This is a genomic window from Pseudomonas sp. GV105, from assembly GCF_003058185.1.
Lineage (GTDB): Bacteria > Pseudomonadota > Gammaproteobacteria > Pseudomonadales > Pseudomonadaceae > Aquipseudomonas > Aquipseudomonas veronii.
The window spans coordinates 98,139-114,889 of the sequence record NZ_QBUF01000008.1 but is presented as its reverse complement, the minus strand read 5'-3'; the positions used below and the strand labels follow the sequence as shown (position 1 = coordinate 114,889).

General features: G+C 56.6%; 14 protein-coding genes. 8 read left to right on the top strand and 6 right to left on the bottom strand.

All coding sequences use genetic code 11. The features are described 5' to 3' along the window. Positions 1-30: 30 nt before the first annotated feature. Complete coding sequence (locus C8K66_RS17080) at positions 31-993, bottom strand: GlxA family transcriptional regulator (RefSeq protein ID WP_108525477.1); 963 nt, start codon at positions 991-993, stop codon at positions 31-33. 95 nt (positions 994-1,088) lie between these two features. On the opposite strand from C8K66_RS17080, the gene C8K66_RS17075 reads away from it, so the two are divergent. Then, complete coding sequence (locus C8K66_RS17075; protein WP_108525475.1) at positions 1,089-1,532, top strand: tautomerase family protein; 444 nt, start codon at positions 1,089-1,091, stop codon at positions 1,530-1,532. A gap of 68 nt (positions 1,533-1,600) precedes the next feature. On the opposite strand, the gene ilvD is transcribed toward C8K66_RS17075, so the two are convergent. Further along, positions 1,601-3,532 (bottom strand): dihydroxy-acid dehydratase, encoded by a 1,932-nt coding sequence (ilvD, locus tag C8K66_RS17070; protein WP_057005093.1) that lies wholly within the window; start codon positions 3,530-3,532, stop codon positions 1,601-1,603. 101 nt (positions 3,533-3,633) lie between these two features. On the opposite strand from ilvD, the gene C8K66_RS17065 reads away from it, so the two are divergent. From C8K66_RS17065 to C8K66_RS17055, 3 genes are all read left to right on the top strand, one after another. Beyond that, a complete protein-coding gene (locus C8K66_RS17065; protein ID WP_108525473.1) occupies positions 3,634-4,551 on the top strand; it encodes a LysR family transcriptional regulator in 918 nt (305 codons plus the stop codon). Between the two features lie 83 nt (positions 4,552-4,634). Then, complete coding sequence (locus C8K66_RS17060; protein WP_178087549.1) at positions 4,635-4,913, top strand: hypothetical protein; 279 nt, start codon at positions 4,635-4,637, stop codon at positions 4,911-4,913. Positions 4,914-5,311: 398 nt separating this feature from the next. After that, on the top strand, positions 5,312-6,676 hold the full coding sequence (locus tag C8K66_RS17055; protein ID WP_108525471.1) for a hypothetical protein: 1,365 nt from the start codon (positions 5,312-5,314) through the stop codon (positions 6,674-6,676). 146 nt (positions 6,677-6,822) lie between these two features. On the opposite strand, the gene C8K66_RS17050 is transcribed toward C8K66_RS17055, so the two are convergent. Continuing rightward, the gene (locus C8K66_RS17050; protein ID WP_057005092.1) at positions 6,823-7,773 is read right to left on the bottom strand and encodes a LysR substrate-binding domain-containing protein; all 951 of its coding nucleotides are present in this window, start codon (positions 7,771-7,773) and stop codon (positions 6,823-6,825) included. A 495-nt stretch (positions 7,774-8,268) separates the two neighbouring features. Here C8K66_RS17050 and C8K66_RS17040 point away from each other — a divergent pair, with 495 nt between their 5' ends. Further along, complete coding sequence (locus tag C8K66_RS17040) at positions 8,269-9,462, top strand: MFS transporter (protein WP_227778736.1); 1,194 nt, start codon at positions 8,269-8,271, stop codon at positions 9,460-9,462. 46 nt (positions 9,463-9,508) lie between these two features. Continuing rightward, positions 9,509-10,354, top strand: coding sequence for an MBL fold metallo-hydrolase (locus C8K66_RS17035; RefSeq protein WP_057005090.1), 846 nt, complete (start codon positions 9,509-9,511; stop codon positions 10,352-10,354). A 65-nt stretch (positions 10,355-10,419) separates the two neighbouring features. On the opposite strand, the gene C8K66_RS17030 is transcribed toward C8K66_RS17035, so the two are convergent. After that, on the bottom strand, positions 10,420-11,046 hold the full coding sequence (locus C8K66_RS17030) for a TetR/AcrR family transcriptional regulator (RefSeq protein WP_057005089.1): 627 nt from the start codon (positions 11,044-11,046) through the stop codon (positions 10,420-10,422). A gap of 110 nt (positions 11,047-11,156) precedes the next feature. On the opposite strand from C8K66_RS17030, the gene C8K66_RS17025 reads away from it, so the two are divergent. Further along, positions 11,157-12,362, top strand: a complete 1,206-nt coding sequence (locus C8K66_RS17025) for an MFS transporter (RefSeq protein ID WP_046382023.1) — start codon at positions 11,157-11,159, stop codon at positions 12,360-12,362. 156 nt (positions 12,363-12,518) lie between these two features. On the opposite strand, the gene C8K66_RS17020 is transcribed toward C8K66_RS17025, so the two are convergent. Both C8K66_RS17020 and C8K66_RS17015 read right to left on the bottom strand, forming a co-directional pair. Next, positions 12,519-13,703, bottom strand: coding sequence for a M20 aminoacylase family protein (locus tag C8K66_RS17020; RefSeq protein WP_108525469.1), 1,185 nt, complete (start codon positions 13,701-13,703; stop codon positions 12,519-12,521). Between the two features lie 68 nt (positions 13,704-13,771). Then, positions 13,772-15,082 (bottom strand): MFS transporter, encoded by a 1,311-nt coding sequence (locus tag C8K66_RS17015; protein WP_108525467.1) that lies wholly within the window; start codon positions 15,080-15,082, stop codon positions 13,772-13,774. 159 nt (positions 15,083-15,241) lie between these two features. On the opposite strand from C8K66_RS17015, the gene C8K66_RS17010 reads away from it, so the two are divergent. Beyond that, positions 15,242-16,162: a LysR family transcriptional regulator gene (locus tag C8K66_RS17010; RefSeq protein ID WP_046382026.1), complete on the top strand. Its 921-nt coding sequence runs from the start codon at positions 15,242-15,244 to the stop codon at positions 16,160-16,162. Positions 16,163-16,751 lie beyond the last annotated feature (589 nt).

Here is a 16,751-nt window from a genome sequence, read left to right as displayed (position 1 = left end):
CGGCACTCAAGGGCTGCCAGCGGTTAGAGCTTACTGGCGCAGTTGTTTGGGCGAGGCGTTCAACAGGCGGCGCATGAGTCGCCGCAGGGCCGTGGCATCTTGGTATCCCACCTGCGCGGCGATAGATTCAACGGAGTGCCTGCTGGTTTCCAGCAGCACGCGGGCTCTGTTCAATTGCACGCGTTGGATCAGATTGCGAGTTGAAAGACCGGTTGCTTTTCGAAGGTGCCGCGACAGCGTTCGCTCAGACATGCCGACGTATGCCGCAAGGCTCGGCACACTGGGGGGATGGGGCAGGCGTGCTTCGATGTAGGCGGTGAGGTTGGCGACCAGCGTATTGCCCTGGGCCATGATTGCCGGGTTGATGAAGGGGGACTGCAATTGCCGGCCATCGAGCAGCAGGGCCTTGCCCACCGCGTCGGCGAGTTCCGGCGACAGACGTCTGCGCAGCAGGTGCAGCATCAAGTCGGTTTGTGCGAAGGCTGCACCGGCGGTCGTCAGCGGCGGATCGCGGAGCACCATGACGTTGGGGTCGACAATGCAGTCAGGCGCCATGCTCGACAGCCAAGGGGCGAGCCACCAGGAAGTCGTCACCCGTCGCCCCGTGAGCAACCCGGCGGCATGCAGGAGAAAGACCGCCGAGCATGAGGCGGCAATCTCCTTGCCTTGATTCACATGTGTCTTCAGCGCTGGCAGGGTCTGAAGGACCACGTCTTCCTCAAGCCGCTGCCGCAGCACGTCGAAGTCGCTGATGCCGAGGCCCGGAATGACCCAGCAGGAGTTGTCCTCGACATCTGTGGTCAGCGCGTCAACCTGCAGCAGCATGCCTTGGCCCAGCGTACTCAACCCTGGCTGCGGCCCACACACGCGCCAGCGCGGCACGGCAAGGCCGCGGCGCTGCGCAAGTATTGCGGCGGTGCCGAGGATGTCCAGGGTGGCTGCGACGCTCGAGGCGAACGCCCCGGGAAAGACGAGGACAGTGAAATCGTACATTGTCCGATTATGCCCGAAAGAAGACGAATCAGTCACTTATCGAGGGAAGGGATAACTGGCCCAATGGCGCTTCCAGTTAACCGCGAGGTTTCGCCATGCCAAACATCCTGATCAAGGTGCCTACCGGCGCTTTCAACCTGCCACAGCGCCACCAGTTGCTTCGAAGCGTGAGCGACGTGGCGATGATTAATGAACACATGGGCGATGCCCCTCAGCAACGTATGTTGTGCTGGGTGTTGATTGAGGAAGTGCAGGCCGATCAATGGCTGTGCGGAGGCGTTGCTCCTCATGCCCAGGTTGTCCCGTGCATGGTCATCGTCAAGGTGCCCGCCGGCGTCCTTGATGCACCGATGCGCCAGCGCTACGTGAGTGAACTGCATGGCACCCTACAATCGAACCTGGCGGCGGGGGATCAGCGCCGGTTGCTGAGCTCGATACAGATCGAGGAGGTTGTCGACGGAACGTGGGGGGCGAACGGTGAGATCTGGCATTTGGCCGACTTCACCCGTGCAGCCGGATACGGACATCTCGCTGACTAACGATAGGCGCCCGCCAGAAAGCGTACACCTGTACGCTTATTCGTCCCCCGGTCGAACCGTCGGTTGTTTCAGTCCCTGTCGAGAAAAACGGTTGGCGGTAGTGTTGCGATTCGCGGTGGGGCAGGGGGGGATGCTCGTCTGCCGCCAGCTCGATGCTGAACCTGCGTCACATCCCTGACCGCACCGCGAGCCGCGTTCGATGTCAGTGCCGCGTAGGCCTGAAGTGCCGCCGACACTTTTCGCGCCCGTGCGGCGGGCTGCCAGGCTTGCCCTTCCTTGGCATCCATCGAGTGGTAACGCTGGTTCAACGTTGCCTCATCGACCCTCAGTTCAACGGAACGGTTGGGAATATCGATCTTGATCACGTCCCCTGTTTCCACCAGGCCTATCAGTCCACCTTCCGCCGCTTCCGGTGAGACATGGCCGATGGACAGGCCCGAGCTGCCGCCCGAAAATCGCCCGTCGGTCAAAAGCGCGCAGGACTTGGCCAGCGCTTTGGATTTGAGATAGCTGGTGGGGTAGAGCATTTCCTGCATGCCAGGGCCGCCCTTGGGGCCTTCGTAGCGGATGACCACCACATCGCCAGGCACCACCCGGTCGCCAAGGATGCCAGCCACCGCCGCCTCCTGACTTTCGAAAACCACGGCTTTGCCTTCGAACACCAACATGGAGGGGGCGACGCTGGCTGTTTTGACGATACAGCCCTCCGGCGCCAGGTTGCCAAACAGCACCGCGAGGCCGCCGTCCTTGCTGAAAGCCTGTTCAGCGCATCGGATCGCGCCCGTTGACCGGTCTGTGTCCAGGTCATCCCAGCGCGCTGACTGACTGAAGGCTCGCTGGGTGAGGGCATTGCCCGGCGCTGCGCGGAAAAATGTCTGCACTTGCTGGTCTGGGCTACGGGCGATGTCCCAGCGATCCAGCGCATCTTTCAAGGTGGGCGCGTGGATTGTCGGCAGGCTTGTGTCGATCAAGCCTGCGCGGTCCAACTCGCCAAGGATCGCCATGATGCCACCGGCGCGATGCACGTTCTCGATGTGTACATCGCTGCAGGCGGGCGCGACTTTGCACAGCCACGGGACTTGGCGAGACAGCCGGTCAATGTCGGCCATGTTGAACGCCACGCCGCCTTCGCGCGCAGCTGCCAACAGGTGAAGGACCGTGTTGGTCGAGCCGCCCATGGCGATGTCCAGGCTCATGGCGTTTGCAAACGCGGCGCGGTTGGCAATGTTGCGCGGCAACGCGCGTGCGTCGTCCTGTTCATACCAACGCTTGGCTAACTCGACAATCAGCCGCCCGCTCTGGCGAAACAAGCCCTCACGCTCAACATGAGTCGCCAGCACCGTGCCATTGCCGGGCAATGCCAGGCCAAGCGCTTCCGTCAGGCAGTTCATTGAGTTGGCGGTGAACATGCCGGAGCATGAACCGCAGGTGGGGCAGGCGGCGCGTTCGACCGCGGCGACTTCCTCGTCGCTATAGGCGTCGTCGGCGGCGATCACCATCGCGTCGATCAAGTCCAGAGACTGGCGCGTGCCTTTGATTACCGCCTTCCCAGCCTCCATCGCCCCGCCAGAAACGAACACGGTCGGAATGTTTAGGCGCATGGCAGCCATCAACATGCCGGGGGTGATTTTGTCGCAGTTGGAGATGCACACCAGCGCATCGGCGCAATGCGCGTTGACCATGTATTCAACGGCATCGGCGATCAGTTCCCGCGAGGGCAGTGAATAGAGCATGCCGTCATGGCCCATGGCGATACCGTCGTCGACGGCGATGGTGTTGAACTCCTTCGCCACGCCACCGGCCGCCATCACTTCGCCGGCAACCAGTTGGCCGAGGTCCTTGAGGTGTACGTGGCCTGGAACAAACTGCGTAAAGCTGTTGGCGATGGCAATGATGGGTTTGCCGAAGTCGTCATCGGTCATGCCTGTGGCGCGCCATAGGCTGCGGGCACCGGCCATGTTGCGGCCATGGGTAGTGGTTCTCGAACGATAAGCGGGCATTGAGTCCTCCTGGGCTGACGGTATGGACTCAGGCTAAAGATCGGTTGGATGGCTGTGAAATATATTATTTAATGCTTATTAAGTCTCTGGAGGTATAAGAAATGGATGTTCGCCAGCTCAGGCATTTTGTCGCTGTCGCCCAGACTTTGCATTTCAGCCTGGCAGCGCAACGCCTGTGCATGACCCAGCCGCCGTTGAGCCAGTCGATCATGGCGCTGGAGCGCGAAGTCGGTGCCTCGCTGTTTGTACGGACCAAACGCAGCGTGGCGCTGACCCCGTTCGCCGAGCAATGGCTACCTCAGGTGCGGGCCGCGCTGGGGGCTATCGATGCGCTGGGTCATACAGCGCAAGCCATCCTTCGCGGCGATGCCGGCGGGTTGGAGCTGTCGTTTGTCAGTACCGCTGACTACAGCATTCTTCCCGTGCTGGTCCAACGGTTCCGCAGCCTGTACCCGGCGGTGGAACTTTCGTTGATGGAGGCTACCAGTGATCTTCAGATCGCTGCGCTGCTCGAGGGCAAGGGGCACGCAGGCATTGTCATTGCCAACCCGTGGGCCACGATCCCCGATCAATTGGCCTACCGGTCTTTGGTCGTCGAGCCACTGATTGCCGCTGTGCCGCAAGCGTGGATGGCGGACGGGCGCCTGGTCGATGTGGAGGGCCGGTTATCTTCGGACGCGATGATATCTTGCCCGCTGGTGGTCTTTCCCAGGCGTGCGGCACCGGCGTTCTATGACCTGGTCACCGGCTACTACGCCGCGTGCGGCGGTAGCCTGCATATTGCCCAGCACGCTATTCAGATGCAGACGATCATTAGCTTGGTATCGGCAGGCATGGGCATCGCGCTGGTGCCGGCGTCATTGCGCCATCTCGCTCGCTCGGGGGTGTGCTATCTCGCTTTGGAGGAAAATGCGCCACATCTGGAAACCGGCCTGGTTTACCGCCGCGACGATACGACACCGACGCTTGCCAACTTCCTGCGCATGGCCAGTCAATTGCTCGAACTGGACATGAGTTGATCCTAGGCCGGGCGAGTGAGGTTGTTAACCTGTGGCCGCATGGTTGGGCAATCAACGCCTGGGATTAAAGGGAATTAATACCGATGTGGTTTTTTCTTTCGTTTGCCAAGAGGCCAGATGAGGCGCCTGCTGAGCGAGCGCAGCCGTTTGAACATCCCAACGGCTTTCGCGAGATGACATCGTTGCGCGTTATCACGCCCGACCACCACGCGTTTTCGACCGCTGCCACCTGCGCAAACCAGCTGAAAGGATTTGAAATCATTCAGGGTGATGAACACCTGCTCTTACTGGAAATCGATCATGGCGCCAGCGGCCAGGCACACGATTTCCGTCCCGGGTTGCCGGTGATTGTGAACTGGTGATGCATTGGCCTGGAGGGCCCGTTCTATCTTGATGATCTGGAGCCCACGGTGGTCGGCGCTGCCATAGACCGTGCGGTGGGTTACAACACGGGCAATGACGAATATCACCCGACGGCGGGGGATTTCCCTGGATGCAACATGACGCCGATGTACATGCTAGTCCGTGCTCGATAGTTCGAAATTGGCGAATCCATAGAGTTTATTGGTGAGAGAGTCAATACCGGTGTCGGGCTGTTTGCATATTTTTAGAGTGTGTTCAGCTGATGTTCAGAACTCGCATGCTAGTTGATTAGTTGAGTCAATAGGTCGCATGTGTTTAACAAGTTTTCACTGTTTTTGTCTGGATGGCGCAAAAAGCAAAATGCTAGCCTGCGAGTTTTTTGGGATAGCAGGTCCACATGAAAGTGCTAAAGGAAATGGCTGTAAAAAAGCCATGCTCATTTATTTTTATATTGACATTCCTCGTGTTTGCAGTGCTGCAATACAAGCCTGCCGTGCTCAATTACACAACGCGCTTTGTCGATTTTGCTCAATATATGCTCGCGCATGGGGTGACGCTGTTTCCAATTGCGGATGATCTGCGGCCATATCCCGATTACACGGTGATCAATACGCTCCTTGTTTATCTGGTTTCTTTGCCGTTTGGTCGTGTATCGATTCTTTCAATGGGCCTTCCTTTCTGTGTTGCCGCGGCCTTGATGCTGGTGTTTGTTTACAAGCTCGGTGCATTGCATGAGAAAAAATGGGGCGCATATGGTGTTGTATTTGCCCTGTTCACCTGGTCATTTCTGGACGGCGTGAACTCCTTGGCACTGGATATATACCCCGCGCTTTTTACAGTGGTGTGTTTTTATCTGGCCTACACGGGAGAGGTATACAAACAACGTTTCCGCGTGCTGCTTGTGCTCGCAGGCCTTGCGCTGGGCTTTGCATTTCGTGGCCCCATTGGTCTGATCGGCCCCGCCAGTGTGGTCGCCGCTTATTATTTTTTGAGCAAGCAATGGCGCATGCTGGTTGTGTTTTGCTTGCTGGCAGGCTTGGTCCTGGCCACAGGCATTGCGGTGCTGACATGGGCTGCCTACCTACAAGGTGGAGACGCGTTTCTACAAGAGGTATTGATCATGCAAGGGCTGGGGCGGTTTGGCAGTGACCACGCGCCTCGTTATTACTTCTATTTCTCTGCCGGCTTGCTGACCTATGGCGTAACAGCTCTTATCGCTTTGAGCGTTATCGCCAAGAAGGGGAAGTGCTTTTTTGAACGCTCACCTGATCCAGCCACGAACATGCTCTTGTATCTCTCGGGCTGGCTCCTTGTGGTGATCGTACTGTTCACGATTCCAAGCTCCAAGAAGGCGCGTTACATACTTTCAATTACACCCGCTATTTCCTTGTTGGCTGCCTACGTCTTCGTGGATCGCAGCGCTCTCTTTGCAAGTATCCGAGACAAACTGCTGAGGTTTTGCTTAAACCTGCCAGTGGTTGGCCTGGGAGTGTTACTGCTTGCGTTTATTCATGGTCTGTATGCGGCGACTCCACTTCAGCCGAACTATCTCGGTGCGTCCATGGGGTTGATTGCCCTTGTTGCCGTTAGGCCCTGGATGGTGACACGTTTCAGCGTGCATCCACATCGTGAATTTGTGATTTTCTCTTTTGGTGCTGTCGCCTTCCTTATATTGGACATGTTTTTCTTTAACTCCGTTACTTACCATTTGGAGTTGGCCAATGAGCCGACACCCAAGTTTTTGCCGTATTGGTTTTGGTGAGGTCTGAATCGCCCCGGGTTTTCTAGATACTCTCCAACCATCGCCGGATGGCTGGCAGCTATCACAACCCTTTGAGCAAGAGCTTAGGGAGAAATTGCTCAGACATCGCGATACGCGTCCTTGCACGTCCAGAGGGGGCGATCAAGTCAAGACAGTCGCACGACTGCATCCAGCGTCGTGCGACTTGTTAATGTCTCTGATATGACCTCTTTAAGAATATTCCGGAACCAAATGGAGCGGCCATCCATTTGATCAGTGCGCCTATACAACATCGAGATTTGCTCCATGGGCAGTTCGAAGGGCGCGGCGGTGACCTCAAGGCCGTAAAGCGGCGCCATGCAATAAGCCGTGATCTCGGGAACAGTTGCAATCGCCGGTACCGACAGCAATAACGGCGCAATTGACGCGTGCCTCGACACGCCTGCGACGATGTTGCGCCTGACCCCGGCAGCGCTGAGCACGCTGTCCAAGTTTGTCGCGCCGTCGCCTTCCGACGACACGATGACATGTTGGGCCTTCGCGTAGCTTTTGATGCTCAGCGGCAATGTCAGTTTTAGCTGCCTGGGGTCATAAAGGCAGACAAGACGTTGTTGGAATAGCAACTCATACATGTGCCACGAAGGTGGGTTTTCGTGAACGGAAACGCTGACGTCGTAAGCGCCCTGCTCTAAAAGTTGAACCGAATCGCGCTTCGTCGAAGCGACTGCCAATACGCGCGAGCGCGGTGCGAGTTCGCGGATTCGAGCCGCGAGGGCCCCAAGTAGTGCTACCTCGAAGTTGTCACACATGCCAATGCGGAATTCACCTTCCCATGTGGCGGGATCGAACACCCCTGGCGCCCGCACTGCGTGTTCGATGGTAGATAACGCCTTGGCGATCTCCGGTGCAATCGCGAGTGCCCTGGGCGTTGGCTGCAGACCTCGTCCAACACGTACAAACAACTCATCGTCCAACGTCTCTCGTAGGCGTCGCAGCGCGCCCGAAAGACCCGGTTGGCCAATAAATAGTCGTGCAGCGGCCTTACTGACACTTTTCTCCTCCATGAGCACGGAAAACACATGCAGGAGATTTAGATCGAGGGTCCGAAGGGTTGTCATTTACATCTCTCGCAGAGATAGATGCCATCACGAACAGCAATTTGTCAGATATGTATCGATCGGTCAATATCTCACGCATCGCACCCAGGCATTGGTATGGAGCCTTGGTTTAGACGTGCTTGCGGACCAAATCGGATATAGGAACGTGACGTGATGAAAGTAGCAATTCTTGACGATTACCAAGGCGTCGCGCTGTCCGCTACGAGTTGGTCGGAAGTCGCAGCGAGGGCCGATCACAGTCTTCCAGGACCCATTGGCAGGCCGCGTTGCGGCAGGGCGTCCTGATCGGTGCGACGGGCGGCCGCGCGAGTGGCGCACCGGAACTGACCTGGGCCTTGATGATGTATCGATAAATCCTGCGGACAAACGAGTTTTGTTCGGCATGCCTCTCAGCCGCCGCTAAGGCTGTAAGCGCAACAAACCACATACCCCGAATTTTTGCTTGCCTGAGTTTTACCTCAGGTAATGGCACCCCGCTGCCTGGAGGATCATGTTATGAACGCCCCATCTATAGAGCTCAAGCAGGAAACTGAGGGCGCAGGCATGAGCCGGGGGCTTGTACTGTTACTTGCAGCAGCGACCGGCTTGTCAGTAGGCACCCAGTATTACAACCAGCCTTTGCTCGGACTGATTGCGGACGGCTTCGGGATAGGTACCAAGGTCAGTCTCGTCGCGATTGCGACACAGATTGGTTACGCGTTGGGCTTGGTTCTGCTGGTGCCACTAGGCGACAAGATCGACCGTCGACGGCTCATCCTCATTCAATGCATAGGGCTCACGGTAGCGACGCTTTGCGCGAGCGCGGCCCCCGAGCTGTATAGCCTTGCAATGGCGTCCATCATGATTGGGGTGTTCGCGACGATTGCCCAGCACATCATCCCGCTCGCATCTGAATTATCCCCGCCAAGCAGTCGGGAACGAGTTCTCGCATCAATCACCAGCGCGCTGCTTGTTGGGGTGTTGCTGGCTCGGGTGATCAGCGGCTTCGTGGGCGCCTATTTCAGCTGGCGCGCGATGTTCCTCTTGGGCGCTGTGCTTTCTCTGATGATGCTTGCAGGGCTCGCGGCGAAACTTCCAACCAGCCAACCGCAATCCCGCGCTTCATACATTGAGTTGCTTGTTTCATTGTTTGGGGTCGTGCGCGATGGCGCTGAACTTCGCCAGGCCGCACTGGTGCAAAGCCTCGTTTTCTTCGGCTTCAGTGCGTTCTGGACAATTCTCACGCTCCTGCTGCAAGGCCCTGGGTTTGGGTTGAACAGTGGGACTGCGGGGCTCTTCGGCGTGGTGGCACTCGGCGGGGTGATGCTTGCCCCACTGGGGTTGCGCCTTGCTGGCCAGTACGCCGGTCACGTCGGTATCGGCCTTGTCGTGGCGAGCTTTGTCGTAATGATCGCGTTCGTGAATCTGGTGGGGCTTAGCGTCGGAGCCATTCTGATGACGACCGGTTTGCAGATGTCTCTTATCTACAACCAGTCGCGAATCCTCGCACTCGCCGGCACCGCCCGAGGCCGCTTCAACACCATTTTCATGGCGTCCCAATTCGCCTTCGGCGCCATCGGTTCCGCCGCAGGCAGCATCGGCTGGCAGTCCGGCGGCTGGACCGCGGTGATGGCCATGGCCTTGATCGCTTCCGCAACTGCGTTGCTCGTGCAATTTACCCACCACTCGAAGGTTGGAGCGCGAGCGTAAAGACGCTTGCGGCGTACCTACCCTGGTCAATCTGGAGAATAAAGAAATGATTGAAGAGCACACTATCGGTGAATTCACACTAGTCACGTTACTGGACGGGATTTTTCTATGCAGTACGGACATGATTAAAGCTGCGGCCTCGGAAGAGGGGGCTGCATTATTCAAAAGTGCAGGTCTCCCCGCATCGGGGCCGGTTCCTGAGCCGATCAACGCATTCCTTTTGAAGAAAAACGACGAGCTTTGGTTGATCGATGCCGGTTGTGGTCGCGAGCTGGGACCTCGCTTCGGAAAAGCATCGGCGGCGTTGCTGTCTGCTGGCTACGCGCTTGACCAGATTCAAGGCGTTATTATTTCTCATATGCATGAGGACCATGTTGGCGGTCTTATCAAAGAGGACGGTAGTGCGTTGTATCCCAACGCGACGCTCTTTCTTTCGCACGAGGAGTTGGCGTTCTGGACCGACCCGACGGCTCCTGAAAAACATCCTCAGATGTCGCAGGCTGGCCTGTTCAAATTGGCAAACTCGGCATTGACGGCCTATGCGCCACGTATCAAGGCACTACCTGCCGATGCACACGTCATTCCTGGCGTCAGCTTGATCCCACTTCACGGGCATACGCCAGGTCACAGTGGCATCCAGATTGAGAGCGGTGGCCAGCGTGTGCTGATCTGGGGAGATGTCATACATTCGACACTCTTGCAATTGCGCTATCCGCATTGGAGCATCGGTTTTGACATCGACCCAGTCCAGGCCCTCGACACGAGAGTTCGATTGCTGGAGCGGCTCGCGCAGGAGGACATGCTGGTGACGGGACCGCACGTAACGGGAATTGGACACGTCCACAGCTGTTGCGCAGGCGGTTATGAATTGAAGCTGGTCAGCAGAACCTAAGTGTTCAGTTGCAGGCGAAGTTGCCCATCACCACGTGGAAGGTTCCTGACGTTTGAGAGTCTGGCTCATTGACCGTCGGGAACAATACACAGGCTATCCCATATCCCCATCACTTGAGTCACTGCGGCATCCAGCGTGGCATGTGGAAGACCATCGCGCGCCAATGTAGACAAGCCCAGAAGGAAACTGTCGAACACCGCGGCGAGGGTGTCTGGGGTAATGGTCGCCGGTAGCACGCCCTCAGCGATAGCACGTTCAATACAGGCAACCATGCCTGCGCGGGTTAAGCGCCTGGCCTGTGCGAGAGGTTCTGAAATGGCCTTGCTTTCGTCCGAGCAAGCGCTCATCAGGCCCAACGACACCAGACACCCCTTGGGATGATCGGGCTCACATTGCATTTTCGCTGACCGGCGAAGGGTGAGTTCAATCGCCTCCTTGGGTGGCAGGGTCGTATCAAACAGGCTGTCGGTGACCCGACCGTGCGTAGTGAGGTAGCGCTCCATTACCTCGTTGAACAAGGCTTGCTTGGAGCCAAACGCCGCGTAAAAGCTCGGCGCGGTGATGCCTCCACCAATATTAGCCTTAAGCTGACTCAGGGATGTCGCATCGTATCCATGCTCCCAAAATAAATGCAGTGCCTGAGTGATTGCCAGGTCACGGTCAAACGTGCGCGGGCGTCCCATCTGTGCCATGTCGGATCTCCTCCAGAGTTACTTAAATACTAATCGATACATAAGTTATTGACTACCCTGCGGCCTCTCCCTATATTTGTACCGATCAGTATATTAGTGGGAGTGATCGAATGACTACAGATGAGCCGCAGAGCGGGAAACTTCCGCTTGGAGCATTACTGGCACTGGCGATGACAGGTTTCATTTGCATTGTGACTGAGACATTGCCCGCGGGTTTGTTGCCCGAGATCAGCAGCGGGCTTGGTATTTCGGCATCTTTGGCTGGGCAGATGGTGACCGTTTATGCCTTGGGGTCACTGCTGGCAGCAATTCCGCTGACTATTGCCACGCAAAGCTGGCGCCGCAGGACGGTGTTGCTGCTAACAGTTGTCGGCTTCCTGGTATTCAATACCCTCACGGCGCTGTCTTCCCACTATTGGCTTACTTTGATTGCGCGGTTTTTTGCCGGCGTTTCTGCGGGGCTGGCCTGGAGCCTCATTGCGGGCTATGCGCGACGGATGGTTGCTCCACAATTGCAGGGACGCGCATTGGCAGTCGCGATGGTGGGAACGCCCATCGCATTGTCGCTGGGCGTGCCTTTGGGAACCTGGCTGGGGGGATTCATGGGCTGGCGCATGGCGTTCGGATTGATGTCCGGGATGACCTTGCTGTTGATTGTCTGGGTGCTGATCAAGGTGCCGGACTACCCTGGCCAATCCTCCTCACAGCGCATGGCGTTGCGTCAGGTCTTTTTCACACCTGGCGTACGTTCGGTGCTGGGGGTCGTCTTCACCTGGATGCTGGCTCACAACATTCTTTATACCTACGTCGCGCCGTTTGTTTCCAGGGCTGGGTTGGCCGATGAGGTTGGTTTGGTTCTGCTGGTATTTGGTGTTGCCGCTTTGGCGGGCATCTGGATAACGGGGCGGCTGGTTGATCGGCATCTGCGCAAGACAGTGTTGGCCAGTCTCGCAACCTTCGCAGCCGTTTCGGTTTTCTTCGGCTTGTTTTCAGGCTCTGCCGTGGCGATTTATCTAGGTGTTTTTATCTGGGGCCTGACCTTTGGTGGCGCCGCGACGCTTCTACAAACTGCGCTTGCCGACGCCGCAGGCAAGGGCGCCGATGTTGCTCTCTCCATGAACGTCGTCGTCTGGAACAGCGCTGTCGCTGGCGGGGGACTCTTGGGTGGCGTGTTACTCGGCCAGTGGGGAGTGGGTTCCTTTCCCTGGGTGTTATTGATACTGCTACTCCTCAGTCTGGTCATTGCATCTAGAGCGCGGGTCCACGGCTTTGCGCAAGGTGACAGGCAGTCCAGCCAAGTGGTCGCTGGTCATTGATGTGTGGGCAGCATTGCGCTGCATGCTCAAGCTTCCAACGCATTACAACGAGTGAACAGCATGAATACGTGATTTAAGCTGCAGCGGCGACTTGCTATAGATTTACCGGGCTTGGGCGAGTCTGGATCGCCCAAGACGAGGGGCTGGTTTTTTGCTTTAGTTTAGATACCGTTCCACTAGGCGCGCCCAGTAGGCAGCACCGATTGGCAAGTTTTTGTCATTGAAATCGTAGGCCGGGTTATGAACCATACAACCATCTTCGCCAACGCCATTGCCCAGGCGTAAAAAACAACCTGGCCGCTGCTCAAGCATGTAAGCGAAGTCCTCGCTGGACATGAGCTGATCGGCATGGGCAATCACATGCTCATCACCCACCAGTTCCCGTGCTACTTGCAGAGCAAATTCGGTTTGCGCTCGGTCGTTGTCGATCACCGGGTAACCTTCCATATAGTCGATCGTGGCCGTTGCTCCATAGCTGTTTGCTTGGGCGTGGACCAGTGCTTCGATGCGCTCTTTCAACTGGCTACGGACCCGCTTGCTGAACGAGCGGATGCTCAGCTCAAGGTAGGCACTGCTGGAAATCACATTGTTAGCAACCCCCGCCTGAAGCAAGCCGACCGTGACTACAGCGGGTTCAACAGGGTTGATATTGCGCGCGACAATGGTCTGCAGCGACATGACAATGCTGGACGCCACCACAACCGGATCTACCGTAAGGTGTGGGCGAGCCGCATGGCCTCCGAGACCATGAATGGTAATCGCGACCTTGTCGCTCGCCGACATGAACGGTCCGCTTCTAAACAGGAAGGTGCCCGGAGCCTCGCCGGGGTGGTTGTGCATTCCGAACACGGCATCACAGGGAAAGCGTTCGAACAAGCCATCATTTACCATGCGTTGCGCACCGCTATCGAAGCCCTTCTCCTCTGCGGGTTGAAAATAGAGGTGCACCGTTCCGCGGAAGTTTCGTGTGCGCGCCAGATATTCAGCGGCCCCAAGCAGCATGGTGGTATGGCCGTCGTGGCCGCAGGCATGCATTTTTCCCTGATGGACACTGGCGTAAGGCAAGCCGGTCTGCTCGGTCAACGGCAGAGCATCCATGTCTGCTCGTATGCCAATGTTCTTGCCGGCGCCTACCGTCAGGCTGCCTACCACACCGGTCTCACCAACGCCTTCGGTTACGCTGAACCCCCAGGCCCGTAAGCGCTCTGCAACGAGTTTGGCGGTTTGAAACTCCTCGTAGGCCATTTCCGGATGCTGGTGAATATGGCGGCGAATACGTGTCAGCTCCTCAGCTTGAGGGCGTAAATCATCGACTTTGCAGTAGTGAGGTTCAGTCTTCATCACAGTGAGTTCCTAGCGGTGAATAATGGAGTGCAGGAGTGCCGTCAGTTGGGACGCATCCCCGGCTCCTACGGTTGAGCCTGGGCCGGTAAACGCAGTGCCAACGTGCAAAGACCGCCGATCACTAAAAGGACGGCCATTACGGCCATCCCTGCAGCGAACGAGCCGGTGAAGGTCTTCAGAGCACCGATGATGGAAGGACTGACAAAGCCACCGAAGGCACCGATGCTGTTGATCAGGGCTATGCCTCCAGCGGCGGCAGTACCTTTGAGGTAGCTGGAGGGCACAGCCCAGAACACGGCATAGGCCGAGTATGTGGATAGCGTTGCGAGGGTAATACTGCACAGCGCCAACGTCAGGTTGCCGGAACTGAAACCGGTCAGCACTAAGCCTATTGCGCCCAGAAAGGCGGGTACTGCGCCGTGCCAGCGGCGCTCGCCCAGGCGGTCGGAACTCCGAGCATTGATCAGCATCGCGAAAATGGCGGCGCTGTAAGGGATCATTGAATAGAGCCCGATCTCGAAAATATTCTTTACGCCAGCGTCCCGCAGTATGCTCGGCAGCCAGAAACTGACGGTATACAGACCGCAGATCAGACAGAAGTAAATGAGGGCCATCAGGTAAATTCGCCAGTCTTTCAAGGCTGCAGCGAACGTATGTTGTTTTGACGCCTGCACCTGCTCCAGATCATTCGCCAGCAGCCGTTTTTCTTCTTTGCTCAGCCATTGGGCCTGTTCCGGCGAGTCACTCAAAAAGAAGAACGCCGCGATACCCAAAAGAATGCAAGGCGCCCCTTCGAGGATGAACATCCACTGCCATCCCGCCAAACCATGAATGTCGGCGAAAGTCCCCATAATCCAGGTCGACAATGGTCCACCGATGACGTTCGAGACTGGCCCTGCCAACAGGACGCACGCCATTACTTGAGCGCGACGCTTACCTGAAAACCAGAAGGTCAGATAGAGGATCATGCCCGGAGCAAATCCAGCCTCAAACACCCCTAGAAAAAACCGCAGGACATAAAAGGTAGTGCTGTCATGGACAAACAGCATCGAGGTTGAAGCCACCCCCCACAACAACATGATGCGACTGAGCGTCTTACGTATTCCTACCCGCGCCAGCCAGAGATTGCTCGGCACTTCGAACATTACATAACCGATAAAGAAAATCCCTGCCGCCAATCCATAAGCTGCATCAGTCAGACCGAATTCCTGCTGCATCGCAATCTTGGCGTAACTGATATTGACCCGATCTAAATAGGCGAGGACATAGCACAACAACAGAAAGGGCAATAGGCGCCAACTGATTTTGCGATACATCTTGCGTAGGGCGAGGTCATCGGGGGAGGTCGGTGTAATCAGTATTGCGGCCTGAGCCATAGTGAAGTCCTCACAAGTTCCGCATTTTTTTTATTGTGTCGATTAAATGAGCTTGGCATCGCCCAATTGACAGAAAGTATGGGGAGCGCAGAAACTTCAAACAATAGCGATCTTCGCTTGCGAGTGTTGACTTTAAGTCAACAGACAGGAGAGCCCTAATTGCAAAAAATCGGCCTTAATGAACGGCGACTTCACTATTTTTCAGAGGTCGCAGAAGCCGGCTCGATCCGAGGCGCAGCGGATCGTCTGAATATCGAGCCCTCAGTTGTCAGCCGGCAAATCCACCAGTTGGAAAGCGAGTTGGGGGTGCAACTCCTACAGCGCCACGGCAGGGGTATCGTCCCTACGGAAGCTGCCAAACTGGTGATCAACCATTGTCGTGAGCGGCGATCAAGCGAAGCATTGCTGCTGACTCAGATTTCCGAACTCAAGGGTCTGGAGAGAGGTGAGATTCACATTGTTGCGGGCGAGGGTTTCCGCGAGGAATTAGTCCGCTGGGTGCTTCAGGACTTCAGCCAGCAGCACCCCAAGCTGGTGGTTACGCTGGAGTTCGCCAATGCCGTCGACACCGTGCGGATGCTGGCAAGTGATCAGGCTCACATCGGCTTGGCCTACCGTCCGCCTATCGATCCCGCCGTGCGTACGGTCATGTTGCGCAAACAGCCAATGTGCGTCATCACCTGGCCCGGCCATCCCCTCACCGAGAAGCAGCAGCCACTGGCATTGAGTGATGTTTGCCCCTATCCGGTGGGCTTGATGTCCAACGGCTTTGGCTTAAGCAATCTGGTTAAGCTGGCGCAATTCCACGATCGCATTCAATTCGAATCCAATCTGGTCACCAACTCAATCGCCACCCTCAAGAGCTATGTAAAAGCCCATCTCGGGGTGACCTTCCTGTCCTCACACGCAGTAGCCAATGAAATCGCGGAAGGTACGCTTGTAGCGCTCAGGACCCGCAGCGAAGTATTCGAAAGTGCCGAGGCACACCTGATGGTCCGAGCGGGTCGGCAACTGTCAGTTGCCGCTGAAAGGTTGTTGGCCATGTTGAAGCAGAAGGCCGTTTTTGAAGTCTCTGAATAATCTTGACCCAACTGCCCCGAAAACCGGTGCATGAGTTTAAAAATGGAAGATTCTGGCCTTGGGCTAATGGTCGCCAAATCACCCGCGCGCTGCGTCTTGGCGCAGAGATAGTCCGTGTCTTTCGGTTTCACCGCTTTGAGCTGGCGGTCAGAGAGGCGGGGGCTTGGGCGCACGTGAGGTGTTCCATGGCGTTAATTGGTGTTCCAAAAATGACCACTGGTACCATTTGGAGTACCCGGTAATGTGGGGTGGGTCGGATGTCTAGGGGTACTGATGGCCTAGAAGGATTTGATTTTGTTGGGTTTAAGGTGAAAAAAGACGTCTGTGGACGTCTTTAGATGATGAATTGGTGGGCCGGGGTAATTTGAATTCGTTCAATAACTTATTGATTTATAAAATTAATAACTATTTTTATTTTTGGCTGGAATACCAATTGGAATACTGCACTCCATTTGAGCACCCGTTTGCATTCGATCTGACCTGCACGCTTCGTAACCATGATTGGTAGTGAACTGCCCAAGGCGGCCTCTGGAGGATAGCGAACGGCCAGAAGCAGACATCATGAGACAACCACTATCGACTGTGGATT

What these genes read in the sequence shown, in the direction of transcription:
- C8K66_RS17020 (WP_108525469.1), bottom strand. Translation starts at nt 13,703, where the DNA reads ATGAAGACTGAACCTCACTACTGCAAAGTCGATGATTTACGCCCTCAA.
- ilvD (WP_057005093.1), bottom strand. Translation starts at nt 3,532, where the DNA reads ATGCCCGCTTATCGTTCGAGAACCACTACCCATGGCCGCAACATGGCC.
- C8K66_RS17060 (WP_178087549.1), top strand. Translation starts at nt 4,635, where the DNA reads ATGTGGTTTTTTCTTTCGTTTGCCAAGAGGCCAGATGAGGCGCCTGCT.
- C8K66_RS17025 (WP_046382023.1), top strand. Translation starts at nt 11,157, where the DNA reads ATGACTACAGATGAGCCGCAGAGCGGGAAACTTCCGCTTGGAGCATTA.
- C8K66_RS17055 (WP_108525471.1), top strand. Translation starts at nt 5,312, where the DNA reads ATGAAAGTGCTAAAGGAAATGGCTGTAAAAAAGCCATGCTCATTTATT.
- C8K66_RS17080 (WP_108525477.1), bottom strand. Translation starts at nt 993, where the DNA reads ATGTACGATTTCACTGTCCTCGTCTTTCCCGGGGCGTTCGCCTCGAGC.
- C8K66_RS17050 (WP_057005092.1), bottom strand. Translation starts at nt 7,773, where the DNA reads ATGACAACCCTTCGGACCCTCGATCTAAATCTCCTGCATGTGTTTTCC.
- C8K66_RS17075 (WP_108525475.1), top strand. Translation starts at nt 1,089, where the DNA reads ATGCCAAACATCCTGATCAAGGTGCCTACCGGCGCTTTCAACCTGCCA.
- C8K66_RS17065 (WP_108525473.1), top strand. Translation starts at nt 3,634, where the DNA reads ATGGATGTTCGCCAGCTCAGGCATTTTGTCGCTGTCGCCCAGACTTTG.
- C8K66_RS17015 (WP_108525467.1), bottom strand. Translation starts at nt 15,082, where the DNA reads ATGGCTCAGGCCGCAATACTGATTACACCGACCTCCCCCGATGACCTC.
- C8K66_RS17040 (WP_227778736.1), top strand. Translation starts at nt 8,269, where the DNA reads ATGAACGCCCCATCTATAGAGCTCAAGCAGGAAACTGAGGGCGCAGGC.
- C8K66_RS17035 (WP_057005090.1), top strand. Translation starts at nt 9,509, where the DNA reads ATGATTGAAGAGCACACTATCGGTGAATTCACACTAGTCACGTTACTG.
- C8K66_RS17030 (WP_057005089.1), bottom strand. Translation starts at nt 11,046, where the DNA reads ATGGCACAGATGGGACGCCCGCGCACGTTTGACCGTGACCTGGCAATC.